The following is a 12,274-nucleotide window of genomic DNA, read 5'->3' on the forward strand; positions in this document are numbered from 1 at the left end:
ACCGGCGGCGAGGACATCGACATCGTCTTCGAACACCCCGGCCGCGAGACCTTCGGCGCGTCGGTCTACGTCACCCGCAAGGGCGGCACCATCACCACCTGCGCCTCCACCTCCGGCTACATGCACGAGTACGACAACCGCTACCTGTGGATGTCCCTCAAGCGCATCATCGGCTCCCACTTCGCCAACTACCGCGAGGCCTGGGAAGCCAACCGCCTCATCGCCAAGGGCAAGATCCACCCCACCCTGTCGAAGGTCTACTCGCTGGAGGACACCGGCCAGGCCGCCTACGACGTCCACCGCAACCTCCACCAGGGCAAGGTCGGCGTCCTCGCCCTCGCCCCCGAGGAAGGCCTGGGCGTGCGCGACCACGAGATGCGGGCCGAGCACCTGGACGCCATCAACCGCTTCCGCAACATCTGACCGCCGACCCGTCCGATCGTTCAAGGGCCAAAGGGACAGCCTGAGATGACAGAGCGCCAGAAAGACCGACCGTGGCTCATGCGGACGTACGCCGGCCACTCCACGGCCGAGGCGTCCAACGAGCTGTACCGCCGCAACCTCGCCAAGGGCCAGACCGGCCTGTCGGTCGCGTTCGACCTGCCGACGCAGACCGGCTACGACCCGGACCACATCCTCGCCCGCGGCGAGGTGGGCCGGGTCGGGGTCCCGGTCTCCCATCTGGGCGACATGCGGCGGCTGTTCCAGGACATCCCCCTGGAGCAGATGAACACCTCGATGACGATCAACGCCACCGCCATGTGGTTGCTGGCGCTCTACCAGGTGGCCGCCGAGGAGCAAGGGGCGGACGTCTCCAAGCTCCAGGGCACCACCCAGAACGACATCGTCAAGGAGTACCTCTCGCGCGGGACGCACGTCTTCCCGCCCGGGCCCTCGCTCCGCCTGACGACGGACATGATCGCGTACACGGTCAACCACATCCCGAAGTGGAACCCGATCAACATCTGCTCGTACCACCTCCAGGAGGCCGGGGCGACCCCGGTCCAGGAGATCTCGTACGCGATGTCCACCGCGATCGCCGTCCTGGACTCGGTGCGCGACTCCGGGCAGGTCCCGGAGGAACGTTTCGGTGAGGTGGTCGCCCGTATCTCCTTCTTCGTGAACGCGGGCGTCCGCTTCATCGAGGAGATGTGCAAGATGCGCGCCTTCGGCCGGATCTGGGACCAGGTCACCCGCGAGCGCTACGGCATCGAGGACGCCAAGCAGCGGCGCTTCCGGTACGGCGTCCAGGTCAACTCCCTCGGGCTGACCGAGGCGCAGCCGGAGAACAACGTCCAGCGCATCGTGCTGGAGATGCTGGCGGTCACCCTCTCCAAGGACGCCCGCGCCCGCGCGGTGCAGCTGCCGGCCTGGAACGAGGCGCTGGGCCTGCCCCGGCCCTGGGACCAGCAGTGGTCGCTGCGCATCCAGCAGGTCCTCGCGCACGAGAGCGACCTGCTGGAGTACGAGGACATCTTCGCCGGCTCCCACGTCATCGAGGCCAAGGTCGAGTCCCTGGTGGCCGAGTGCCTGGAGGAGATCGACCGGATCCAGGAGATGGGCGGCGCGATGGCCGCCGTCGAGTCGGGGTACCTCAAGTCCCAGCTCGTCTCCTCGCACGCCGAGCGGCGCGCCCGGATCGAGGCCGGCGAGGACAAGATCGTCGGCGTCAACTGCTTCCAGCAGACGGAGGAGAACCCGCTCACCGCCGACCTGGACGGCGCCATCATGACGGTGGACGGGGCCGTGGAGGCGCAGATCGTCGAGCGCATCGGCCGCTGGCGCGCCGAGCGGCAGGAGTCCTCGGACCGGCAGGGCGGCGGCGACCCGTTCGTCTTCCCGACGGTGATGCAGGCCCTGGACCGGCTCAAGGAGGCCGCTGCCGGGACCGAGAACCTGATGGAGGCCACCTTGGAGTGCGCCCGCGCCGGTGTCACCACCGGGGAGTGGGCGAACGCGCTGCGCGAGGTGTTCGGCGAGTTCCGCGCGCCGACCGGCGTCTCCTCGGCCCCGGTGGCCGTCACCGCCGAGGAGGGCACCCCGATGGCCCTCGTCCGCGAGAAGGTCGCCCGTACGGCCGAGGAGCTGGGCTCCGGGCGGCTGCGCCTGCTGGTCGGCAAGCCCGGCCTGGACGGGCACTCCAACGGCGCGGAGCAGATCGCGGTGCGGGCCCGTGACGCCGGCTTCGAGGTGGTCTACCAGGGCATCCGGCTGACGCCGGAGGAGATCTCCTCCGCCGCGCTGGCCGAGGACGTGCACTGCGTGGGACTGTCCATCCTGTCCGGCTCGCACTGCGCGCTCGTCCCCGACGTACTGGAACGCCTGCGCCTGGCGGGGGCGGGTGACATACCCGTCATCGTGGGCGGCATCATCCCCAACGCCGACGCGGTGACACTGAAAGCCGCCGGAGTGGCCGCCGTGTTCACACCCAAGGACTTCGGCATCACGGAGATCATCGGCCGTATCGTCGACGAGATCCGCAAAGCGAACAAGCTCGACCCCATGGAGGTTCCCGCATGACCACGCCCGCTTCCCCGGTGAACCGGCTGCGGCCGCGCCGCTCCTGCCTCGCGGTGCCGGGTTCGAACCCGCGTTTCCTGGAGAAGGCCCAGGGCCTGCCGGCCGACCAGGTCTTCCTCGACCTGGAGGACGCCTGCGCCCCCCTCGCCAAGGAGGGCGCGCGCCACACGATCGTGGACGCGCTGAACAACGGCGACTGGACCGGCAAGACCCGTGTGGTGCGCGTCAACGACTGGACCACCCACTGGACGTACCGTGACGTCATCACGGTCGTCGAGGGCGCCGGCCAGAACCTCGACTGCATCATGCTGCCGAAGGTGCAGGACGCCCAGCAGGTCGTGGCGCTCGACCTGCTGCTGACGCAGATCGAGAAGACCATGGGCTTCGAGGTCGGCAAGATCGGCATCGAGGCGCAGATCGAGAACGCCAAGGGCCTGGTGAACGTCGACGCGATCGCCGGCGCCTCGCCCCGGCTGGAGACCATCATCTTCGGCCCGGCCGACTTCATGGCCTCCATCAACATGAAGTCCCTGGTCGTGGGGATGCAGCCGCCCGGCTACCCGGCGGACGCCTACCACTACATCCTGATGCGGATCCTGATGGCGGCCCGCATGCACGACCTCCAGGCGATCGACGGCCCCTTCCTGCAGATCCGCGACGTCGACGCGTACCGCGAGGTCGCCGGGCGCGCCGCGGCCCTCGGTTTCGACGGCAAGTGGGTGCTGCACCCCGGCCAGGTCGACGCGGCGAACGAGGTCTTCTCCCCGTCCCAGGAGGACTACGACCACGCCGAGATGATCCTCGACGCGTACGACTGGTGCACTTCCGAGGCCGGCGGCAAGAAGGGCTCGGCGATGCTCGGCGACGAGATGATCGACGAGGCCAGCCGCAAGATGGCCCTGGTCATCGCGGGCAAGGGCCGCGCCGCCGGTATGCAGCGCACCACCAAGTTCGAGATCCCCGCCAACTAGAAGGGCCCTGAGCACCATGCAGTTCGGACGCACGTACGAGGAGTTCGAGGTCGGGGCCGTCTACAAGCACTGGCCCGGGAAGACGGTCACGGAGTACGACGACCACCTCTTCTGCCTGCTGACCATGAACCACCACCCGCTCCACATGGACAGCAATTACGCCGAGAACACCACCGACTTCGGCAAGAACGTGGTCGTCGGCAACTACATCTACTCGCTGCTGCTCGGCATGTCGGTCCCCGACGTCTCGGGGAAGGCCATCGCCAACCTGGAGATCGAGTCGCTGCGCCACGTGGCGCCGACCTTCCACGGCGACACCATCTACGGCGAGACCACGGTCCTCGACAAGACCCCCTCGAAGTCGAAGAACGACCGCGGGATCGTCTACGTGGAGACCAAGGGCTACAACCAGGACGGCACCCTCGTCTGCGTCTTCCGGCGCAAGGTGATGGTCCCGACGGAGACGTACATCAAGGAGCGCGGCGGCGAGCAGCCCGGGCGCCCGCAGCTCAAGGAACAGGGGAAGTAAGAGCCATGACCCGACTTGCCCAGACCGCCGGCCTCAACGAGGTCCAGCGCGAGATCCTCAAGACGGTCCGCGAGTTCGTCGACAAGGAGATCATCCCGGTCGCGACCGAGCTGGAGCACCGCGACGAGTACCCGCAGCAGATCGTCGACGGTCTCAAGGAACTCGGCCTGTTCGGCCTGATGATCCCGGAGGAGTACGGCGGTCTGGGTGAGTCGCTGCTCACCTACGCGCTGTGCGTCGAGGAGATAGCGCGCGGCTGGATGTCCGTCTCGGGCATCATCAACACCCACTTCATCGTGGCGTACATGCTCAAGCAGCACGGTACGCAGGAACAGAAGGACCACTTCCTGCCGCGCATGGCGCTGGGCGAGGTCCGCGGCGCGTTCTCGATGTCCGAGCCGGGCCTGGGCTCGGACGTGTCGGCCATCACGTCCAAGGCGGTGAAGGACGGTGACGAGTACGTCCTGAACGGCCAGAAGATGTGGCTCACGAATGGCGGCACGTCCACGCTGGTGGCCGTTCTCGTCCGGAGTGACGAAGGACACCCTGAGGGCACCGCCCCCCACAAGTCGATGACGACGTTCCTGGTCGAGAAGGAGCCCGGCTTCGGTGAGGTCCGTCCGGGCCTGACCATCCCGGGCAAGATCGACAAGATGGGCTACAAGGGCGTCGACACGACCGAGCTCATCATGGACGGACTGCGCATTCCGGCCAATCGCGTCCTCGGCGGCCAGACGGGCCGAGGGTTTTACCAAATGATGGACGGGGTCGAGGTCGGCCGCGTGAACGTGGCGGCGCGTGGCTGTGGTGTCGCTCAGCGTGCGTTCGAGCTGGGTGTCTCCTATGCCCAGCAACGTCACACTTTCGGTAAGGCGATCGCCGAGCACCAGGCCATCCAGTTCAAGCTGGCCGAGATGGCTACCAAGGTCGAAGCCGCCCATGCGATGATGGTCAATGCAGCACGCAAAAAGGACTCCGGGGAACGAAACGACCTCGAAGCGGGGATGGCGAAATACCTCGCCTCCGAGTACTGCAAGGAGGTGGTGGAGGACGCCTTCCGCATCCATGGCGGCTACGGATTCTCGAAGGAGTACGAGATCGAGCGCCTCTACCGGGAAGCCCCCATGCTGCTGATCGGTGAAGGTACCGCCGAGATCCAGAAAATGATCATCGGGCGACGCCTGCTCGAGGAGTACCGACTCCAGGGCTGAAAGTCCCTTTTGCGGCGGATCGCCAGAAGATTTTCCGCACGAGGATCACTGCCAGTCACTGGCCGACGGTCATCGACTCGGCTTCTGGCTTGCCCAGTTGTTGCGTGCAACCGATAGCATTCCAGTAAAGCCGCCGTCCCGTCCCCCCGTTTGCGGCGCGGCATCACCCGCTACGAAGGTCATCCATGCCCCACAGCCAAACCTCTGCACCTCGCGTCGGCCTCCTCGGTGGACGCCTCGCGCGCGGAGCATCGCCGTGGCTCCTGCCGACCGTCGCCACCGCGGCGCTCAGCCTCACCCGGGCCCGCAAGTCCGGACGCTGGGCCGCGGCGGCCGTGCCCGCCACCGCTCTCGCGGCGGGCATGCTGTGGTTCTTCCGCGACCCCGAGCGCGAAATCGCCCAGGGCCGCGTCATCTCGCCCGCCGACGGCGTGGTGCAGAGCATCATGCCGTGGAAGGACGGGCGCACTCGCGTCGCGATCTTCATGAGCCCCCTGAACGTCCACGTCAACCGTGCGCCGCTGGCCGGCACGGTGACGTCCGTGGAGCACATCCCCGGCGGGTTCGTCCCGGCGTTCAACAAGGAGAGCGAGAACAACGAGCGCGTCGTCTGGCACTTCGACACCGAGCTCGGCGACATCGAGATGGTGCAGATCGCCGGTGCCGTCGCGCGTCGCATCGTCCCCTACCTGCCGGCCGGCACCAAGGTGGAGCAGGGCGAACGCATCGGTCTGATCCGCTTCGGCTCGCGCGTCGACATCTACCTCCCCGAGGGCGTCGAGGTCGCGGTCGAGGTCGGTCAGGCCACCACCGCGGGGGTGACCCGAATTGACCGTGACTGACCCCGAGACTCCCGCCACGGGCTGGGTGCCCGAAGCCAAGGACGAGGACGCGGACGCGGAAGACATGCCGCTCTCCCTGCGGCTGTCGATAGCGGACACCCTCACCCTCGGCAACGCGACCTGCGGATTCATGGCGGTGTACTTCACCACCACCGGGATCCTCATCCCGCACCTCACCGGCAGCGGCGAGTCGGGCATGGCCCGGCACAGCGCGGCGACCGCGGTGATACTGATGCTGCTCGCGGCGGTCTTCGACCTCTTCGACGGCATCGTGGCCCGCAAGCTGCGCAGCTCGCCGATGGGCGCGGAGCTGGACAACCTGTCGGACCTGATCAGCTTCGGGCTGGCGCCGGCGTACTTCGTGCTGGTGTACGGCATGGTCGCGGATGACGCGCACCAGAAGATGTCGGCGCTGGCGGCGATCGTGGTCCTCCTCGCCGTCGTCCTGCGCCTGGCGAGATTCAGCTGCGTGACCATGAAGGACGGCATGTTCCAGGGCATGCCGAGCCCCTTCGGAGCGCTGACGGTCGTGTCCGTCGTGCTGCTGGGGCTCCCCTTCATCCCGACGCTGCTGGCGATCATCGGGGTGGCGTGGCTGATGGTGAGCCGCGTCGAGTACCCCAAGCCGCGGGGTGTCCTCGCGGTGGCGATGCTCAGTTGGATCGTCGGGGCGATGGGGCTGCTGGCGGCCTGGGCGTTCGACGCCCCGGGCGGTCAGCTGCTGCTCCAGACGGGGTGCGCGTTGCAGATCGCCTTGGCGGCGACGATCCCGCTGTTCGCGACGACCCGTCGCGCGAACACATTCCGGCACAACCGGCGCGAGGCGCGGGCCGCCACGCGCTGACGCCGGCCGCAGTTTCGGTGAAGGGCCCCCGGGCGCCGTCAAGGCCCCGGGGGCCCTTCCGCGTCCCGCACGCCGCGAAGCTGCGGGCGCCGAGGGGCCGGGCTGAGCCCGCGCCCCCCGTGGCTCAGCCACCGGCGGGGCTACGCCCGGGGGCCCGCCCTCCGGCCCGGCGGCGTCGTGGGCGGCAGCCGCCGGCCCGGCGCCGCGCGCCCGGTGGGGCCCGTACGCTTGATGTCGGAAAACTGCCAGCCACGGCACAGGGCGGACGGGATGCTGGAGGCATGTACACCGACACCGACCGCTGCGTCAGGGCCGTGCAGTCGAAGGACGCCCGCTTCGACGGGTGGTTCTTCACCGCCGTCCTGACCACGCGGATCTACTGCCGGCCCAGCTGTCCCGCCGTGCCGCCCAAGGTCGAGAACATGACCTTCCTGCCCAGCGCCGCCGCCTGCCAGCAGGCCGGGTTCCGGGCCTGCAAACGATGCCGGCCCGACACCAGTCCCGGCTCCCCCGAGTGGAACGCCCGCGCCGACGCCGTCGCCCGGGCCATGCGGCTCATCCAGGACGGCGTGGTCGACCGCGAAGGCGTACCGGGGCTGGCCACCCGGCTCGGGTACTCCACGCGGCAGGTCGAGCGGCAGCTCAATGCCGAGCTCGGCGCCGGCCCGCTCGCCCTCGCCCGGGCGCAGCGCGCGCAGACCGCCCGGCTGCTCATCGAGACCTCCGCCCTCCCCATGGGCGACGTCGCCTTCGCCGCCGGGTTCGCCTCCATCCGCGCCTTCAACGACACCGTCCGCGAGGTGTTCGCCCTCTCCCCGAGCGAGCTGCGCACCCGCTCCGCCCGGGCCCACCGCGATCAGCCCCGGATCCCCGGCTCGATCAGTCTGCGGCTCCCCTTCCGGGCACCCCTCAACCCGGACAACCTCTTCGGCCACCTCGCCGCGACCGCCGTCCCCGGGGTCGAGGAGTGGCGCGACGGCGCGTACCGCCGGACGCTGCGGCTCCCCTACGGCACCGGCGTGGTCGCACTCGCCCCGCGGCCCGACCACATCGCCTGCCAGCTCGCCCTGACCGACCTGCGGGACCTCACCATCGCCATCAGCCGCTGTCGCCGGCTGCTGGACCTCGACGCCGATCCCGAGGCCGTCGACGAGCAGCTCCGCTCGGACCCGGTGCTGGCCCCGCTCGTCGACAAGGCCCCGGGGCGCCGGGTTCCCCGTACCGTCGACGCGGCGGAGTTCGCCGTACGGGCCGTGCTCGGCCAGCAGGTGTCGACCGCTGCGGCCCGTACGCATGCGGCCCGGCTGGTCAGCGCGCACGGCGAGCCGGTCGCGGACCCCGACCCCGAGGGCGGGCTGACGCACCTGTTCCCGTCCGCGCAGGCCCTGGCCGCGCTGGATCCGCAGGCGCTCGCCCTGCCCCGCAGCCGCCGCGCGACCCTCACCACCTTGGTGTCGGCGCTCGCGGACGGCTCCCTCCCGCTGGGCGTCGACAGCGACTGGGAGGCGGCCCGCGCGCAGCTGGCCGCGCTGCCCGGCTTCGGCCCGTGGACCACCGAGGTCATCGCGATGCGGGCCCTCGGCGACCCGGATGCCTTCCTCCCCTCCGACCTCGGGGTCCGCCGGGCGGCCGCGGGGCTCGGGCTGCCGTCCACGCCGGCCGCGCTCACGGCGCGGGCGGCCGGCTGGCGGCCCTGGCGCGCGTACGCCGTCCAGTACCTGTGGGCCACCGACGGCCACCTCATCAACCACCTGCCCGTCTGAGGAGTACGACCCGCCATGAACAGCAGCAGCAAGCAGCACGCCGTCGTCGACAGCCCCTACGGCCCGCTCACCCTCGTCGCCACGGACGGCGTTCTCAGCGGCCTCTACATGACCGGCCAGCGGCACCGTCCGCTGGAGGAGTCCTTCGGCGAGCGGGTCTCGCCCGCCGAAGAGCCCTTCCCCGACGTCGTGCGCCAGTTGACGGCGTACTTCGCCGGGGAGCTCACCGAATTCACCGTTCCCGTGCGGCTGGAGGGCACCGCGTTCCAGCGCAGCGTGTGGGAACAGCTCGTGCGCATCCCCTACGGACGGACGTGGTCCTACGGTGAACTCGCCGCGAGGCTCGGCAAGCCGGGGGCGTCCCGGGCCGTGGGCCTGGCCAACGGCAAGAACCCGGTCGGCATCATCGTCCCGTGCCACCGGGTGATCGGCGCCTCGGGTTCGATGACCGGCTACGGCGGCGGTGTCGAGCGCAAGGTCCGGCTGCTGGCCTTCGAGGCCGGCGAGCGGGCCCTCACGGACGGCGTCTAGTGCTGTGGCCGGGAACCTTCCCGGTCACAGCACTAGATGACCGCGAGCGGCACCAGCAGCGCGAACCCGGCGCCCGCCTCGACGGCGTAGCCGTACAGCGAGGGGTGCTGGACGGGGGCGGCGAGCAGGACCACGCTCCGCTGGTCGGCCGCCGCCGCCACCCATTCCTTGTCGGCGCCGAGTTTGCCCTGGTACCAGCCCTCGCAGCTGCCGGGGCCGGTGACGGCGAGGAGGTCGTCCTCACGCCGGTAGAAGGCCTGCCAGTCGGTCGCCGGGGTCGACCAGGCCTCGAAGTCGGCGAACTCGGCCCAGCCGCCGTCGCGTATCGCGCCGTCGAACATCCAGACCGGCGTCCCGTCGGGGGTGACCTCGCCACTGGTCTGCTCGTCGGTGGTGAAGTGGACCATGGGGAGGGCGTCCGGTCCGTCGGCCGTGCTCGGCCAGGCGTACATCGTGATCATGCGCTGCATTCTGTCCTGGTCGAAGTAGGCCTCGGATAACCGGCGTTACGCGTCCGCCGGGCGGCGGCCGTTCTCCAGCTCGACGGTGCTCCCGCCCGACTCCAGGACCCGGTAGGCCTCTTGGACCCGGCGGCCGAGCGAACCGAGGAGGTACGTGGTCACCTCGGCGGGCGCGACCAGCTTCCAGGAGAGGAGCTCCTCTTCCTGGAGCCTGATGGAGGCGAGCTGTCCGGCGTCGAGCACACCGCCGTCGTAGAGGTACGCGACCAGCGGGGGACGGCCCGCGTCGACGCTCCAGTCCACGGCGAGCAGCCGGCCGAGCGGCTGGTCGATGCCGATCTCCTCGGCGCTCTCGCGCCGGGCGGCGGTCCGCGGCGACTCGTTCCGGTCGGACTCGATGGTGCCGCCCGGCAGGGCCCACCCGTCGCGGTAGTTGGGCTCGACGAGGAGCACCCGGCCCTCGGCGTCCCGGAAGAGGGCGGCTGCGCCCGCCAGCACCCGGGGCAGGCTCGCTATGTAGGTGGCGTAGTCATCCGTGGTGGTCACGCCGCCACCCTACCCAGACGCCCCGGGCCGCGTGGATCATGCCTCCGGCATGGCGGGACGCGCCGTACGCGCCGTCTCGCCCTGTGGACTGCGCGAGGCGTGCCACCTCGGGCGACCGGCCCGGATCAAGCCCTATGTACCCGTTTGGGGGCATAGGGCGCCCGGTGTGTCCCAGGCCACCCATGGGCATAGGAGGATCCTCCGGATAGGCTCATGGCGGCGCGACTGCACTGTTCGATAGCAAGGGATTAGCAAGGTGACGGACGGAGCAGTAACTGAGACCGCGCGCGTGCTCATCGCCGCGGACAAATTCAAGGGCTCGCTCACGGCCGTACAGGTCGCGGAGCGGGTGACGGCCGGCCTTCGCAGGGCCGTACCGGGCGTGGAGATCGAGACCCTCCCCGTCGCGGACGGTGGCGACGGTACGGTCGCGGCCGCCGTAGCGGCCGGTTTCGAACGCCGTGAGGTACGGGTCACCGGACCCCTCGGCGACCAGGTCACGGCCGCTTTCGCGCTGCGCGGGGCGACCGCCGTGGTCGAGATGGCGGAGGCTTCCGGGCTCCAGCTGCTGCCCCAGGGCGTCTTCGCGCCGCTGACCGCGACCACGTACGGCTCGGGCGAGCTGCTCAAGGCCGCGCTGGACGCGGGCGCGCGCTCGATCGTCTTCGGCGTGGGCGGCAGTGCGACCACGGACGGCGGCGCGGGCATGCTCGCCGCCCTCGGCGCCGTGTTCCTGGACGCGAACGGTGAACCGGTCGGTCCGGGCGGCGGCGCCCTGGCCTCCCTGGCCTCGGCGGACCTGTCCGGCATCGACCCGCGCTTCGCGGACGTGGACTTCGTCCTGGCGAGCGACGTGGACAACCCGCTGACGGGCCCGAAGGGCGCTCCGGCGGTGTACGGACCGCAGAAGGGCGCCTCCCCCGAGGACGTGGCGACGCTGGACGCGGCGCTGGCGCACTTCGCGGTGGTCCTGGAGAAGGCGATCGGCGCGAAGGCCGCCGAGTGCGCGCTGCTGCCGGGCGCCGGCGGCGCGGGCGGCATCGGCTACGGGGCGCTGCTGCTCGGGGCCACGTTCCGTCCCGGGATCGAGCTGATGCTGGAGGTGCTGGGCTTCGCGCCGGCGCTGGAGCGGGCCACGCTGGTCATCACCGGCGAGGGGTCGCTGGACGAGCAGACCCTGCACGGCAAGGCCCCGGCCGGTGTCGCGGCGGCGGCGAGGGCGGCGGGCAAGGAGGTCGTGGCGGTGTGCGGCCGGCTGCTGCTGGAGCAGGAGGCGCTGCGGGCTGCCGGGATCCGGCGGGCGTACCCGCTGACGGAGATCGAGCCCGACCCGGCGAAGTGCATCGCGAACGCCGGTCCGCTGCTGGAGCAGGTGGCGGCCAACATCGCGGCCGAGGTGCTCTGAGGAGTCAGGACACGCGCAGAGGGCCGGTCCCGGTGGGCCGGCCCTCTGCCCTGTCCCGGCGGGGGAAATCCGGGCGCGGCCGGGGGGTCGGCAGTGGTAAGGAGGGCACATGGAGGACCCGAGCACCGAACCGAGCACGGACACGATCCGGACCCCCCGTCTGCTGCTGTGCCCGCTCGATCCGGCCGGGGCGGCCCGGATCATCACCGGCAGGCCCGGTCCGGCGGAGCGCTGGGGGCCCGGGTATCCGGACGACGGGGACCGGGCGGGTGCGGAACGGTTCCTGCGGGTCGTGGCGGAGCAGGGTGACCCCGCTCCGTTCGGGGCCTACGAGATCCAGCTCCGCGCCGACGGGCAGACCGTCGGCGGGGCCGGTTTCCACGGCCCCGCCGACGCCCGCGGGCGGGTCACCGTCGGCTACGGACTGATCCCGGCCGCGCGGGGGCACGGATACGCCGCGGAAGCCCTGCGCGGGCTGCTGGAGCATGCCCGGCGACACGGGGCGCGCGGGGTGGACGGTGACACGGACCTGGCCAACAGCGCCTCCCAGCGGGTCATGGCCGCCGCGGGGATGCGGTGCGTGCGCGAGGACGGGCGGCTGCGGTACTACGCGGTGAGCTGGCCCGCGCGGTGACCCGGACCCCGCCGTGC

General features: G+C 70.7%; 13 protein-coding genes. 11 read left to right on the forward strand and 2 right to left on the reverse strand.

Annotated elements, in window-relative coordinates; genetic code table 11:
* The 9 genes from IE207_RS24570 to IE207_RS24610 all read left to right on the forward strand — a co-directional run.
* The coding region (locus IE207_RS24570) for a zinc-binding dehydrogenase (RefSeq protein WP_190186473.1) at window positions 1–423 on the forward strand (423 nt) is incomplete at its 5' end.
* A 45-nt stretch (window positions 424–468) separates the two neighbouring features.
* Entirely contained in the window at window positions 469–2,520 is a 2,052-nt protein-coding gene (locus IE207_RS24575) for an ethylmalonyl-CoA mutase (RefSeq protein WP_190186474.1), read from the forward strand.
* A complete protein-coding gene (locus IE207_RS24580) occupies window positions 2,517–3,491 on the forward strand; it encodes an HpcH/HpaI aldolase/citrate lyase family protein (protein ID WP_190186475.1) in 975 nt (324 codons plus the stop codon). Before IE207_RS24575 ends, IE207_RS24580 begins: the two co-directional genes overlap by 4 nt.
* Before the next feature lie 16 nt (window positions 3,492–3,507).
* Window positions 3,508–4,020, forward strand: coding sequence for a MaoC family dehydratase (locus IE207_RS24585; protein WP_190186476.1), 513 nt, complete (start codon window positions 3,508–3,510; stop codon window positions 4,018–4,020).
* A gap of 5 nt (window positions 4,021–4,025) precedes the next feature.
* Window positions 4,026–5,231, forward strand: a complete 1,206-nt coding sequence (locus IE207_RS24590) for an acyl-CoA dehydrogenase family protein (protein ID WP_136212901.1) — start codon at window positions 4,026–4,028, stop codon at window positions 5,229–5,231.
* Window positions 5,232–5,416: 185 nt separating this feature from the next.
* On the forward strand, window positions 5,417–6,073 hold the full coding sequence (locus IE207_RS24595) for a phosphatidylserine decarboxylase (protein ID WP_136212902.1): 657 nt from the start codon (window positions 5,417–5,419) through the stop codon (window positions 6,071–6,073).
* 25 nt (window positions 6,074–6,098) lie between these two features.
* The gene (pssA, locus tag IE207_RS24600; protein ID WP_190186623.1) at window positions 6,099–6,917 is read left to right on the forward strand and encodes a CDP-diacylglycerol--serine O-phosphatidyltransferase; all 819 of its coding nucleotides are present in this window, start codon (window positions 6,099–6,101) and stop codon (window positions 6,915–6,917) included.
* Between the two features lie 281 nt (window positions 6,918–7,198).
* Entirely contained in the window at window positions 7,199–8,680 is a 1,482-nt protein-coding gene (locus IE207_RS24605; RefSeq protein ID WP_190186477.1) for an AlkA N-terminal domain-containing protein, read from the forward strand.
* A gap of 15 nt (window positions 8,681–8,695) precedes the next feature.
* Window positions 8,696–9,211, forward strand: a complete 516-nt coding sequence (locus IE207_RS24610; protein ID WP_190186478.1) for a methylated-DNA--[protein]-cysteine S-methyltransferase — start codon at window positions 8,696–8,698, stop codon at window positions 9,209–9,211.
* A 32-nt stretch (window positions 9,212–9,243) separates the two neighbouring features.
* Here the strand turns inward: IE207_RS24610 and IE207_RS24615 are convergent, their stop codons facing one another.
* Entirely contained in the window at window positions 9,244–9,672 is a 429-nt protein-coding gene (locus tag IE207_RS24615; RefSeq protein WP_190186479.1) for a hypothetical protein, read from the reverse strand.
* 45 nt (window positions 9,673–9,717) lie between these two features.
* On the reverse strand, window positions 9,718–10,218 hold the full coding sequence (locus IE207_RS24620) for an NUDIX domain-containing protein (RefSeq protein ID WP_190186480.1): 501 nt from the start codon (window positions 10,216–10,218) through the stop codon (window positions 9,718–9,720).
* Window positions 10,219–10,474: 256 nt separating this feature from the next.
* Here IE207_RS24620 and IE207_RS24625 point away from each other — a divergent pair, with 256 nt between their 5' ends.
* Together IE207_RS24625 and IE207_RS24630 are read left to right on the forward strand one after the other, a co-directional pair.
* On the forward strand, window positions 10,475–11,623 hold the full coding sequence (locus IE207_RS24625) for a glycerate kinase (RefSeq protein WP_190186481.1): 1,149 nt from the start codon (window positions 10,475–10,477) through the stop codon (window positions 11,621–11,623).
* 109 nt (window positions 11,624–11,732) lie between these two features.
* A complete protein-coding gene (locus IE207_RS24630) occupies window positions 11,733–12,257 on the forward strand; it encodes a GNAT family N-acetyltransferase (protein ID WP_190186482.1) in 525 nt (174 codons plus the stop codon).
* Window positions 12,258–12,274: the final 17 nt, after the last annotated feature.

It is taken from the genome of Streptomyces cirratus (assembly GCF_014650775.1).
Classification (GTDB): Bacteria; Actinomycetota; Actinomycetes; order Streptomycetales; family Streptomycetaceae; genus Streptomyces; species Streptomyces cirratus.

What these genes read in the sequence shown, in the direction of transcription:
- IE207_RS24590 (WP_136212901.1), top strand. Translation starts at nt 4,026, where the DNA reads ATGACCCGACTTGCCCAGACCGCCGGCCTCAACGAGGTCCAGCGCGAG.
- IE207_RS24580 (WP_190186475.1), top strand. Translation starts at nt 2,517, where the DNA reads ATGACCACGCCCGCTTCCCCGGTGAACCGGCTGCGGCCGCGCCGCTCC.
- IE207_RS24615 (WP_190186479.1), bottom strand. Translation starts at nt 9,672, where the DNA reads ATGATCACGATGTACGCCTGGCCGAGCACGGCCGACGGACCGGACGCC.
- IE207_RS24630 (WP_190186482.1), top strand. Translation starts at nt 11,733, where the DNA reads ATGGAGGACCCGAGCACCGAACCGAGCACGGACACGATCCGGACCCCC.
- IE207_RS24610 (WP_190186478.1), top strand. Translation starts at nt 8,696, where the DNA reads ATGAACAGCAGCAGCAAGCAGCACGCCGTCGTCGACAGCCCCTACGGC.
- IE207_RS24595 (WP_136212902.1), top strand. Translation starts at nt 5,417, where the DNA reads ATGCCCCACAGCCAAACCTCTGCACCTCGCGTCGGCCTCCTCGGTGGA.
- IE207_RS24575 (WP_190186474.1), top strand. Translation starts at nt 469, where the DNA reads ATGACAGAGCGCCAGAAAGACCGACCGTGGCTCATGCGGACGTACGCC.
- IE207_RS24585 (WP_190186476.1), top strand. Translation starts at nt 3,508, where the DNA reads ATGCAGTTCGGACGCACGTACGAGGAGTTCGAGGTCGGGGCCGTCTAC.
- IE207_RS24605 (WP_190186477.1), top strand. Translation starts at nt 7,199, where the DNA reads ATGTACACCGACACCGACCGCTGCGTCAGGGCCGTGCAGTCGAAGGAC.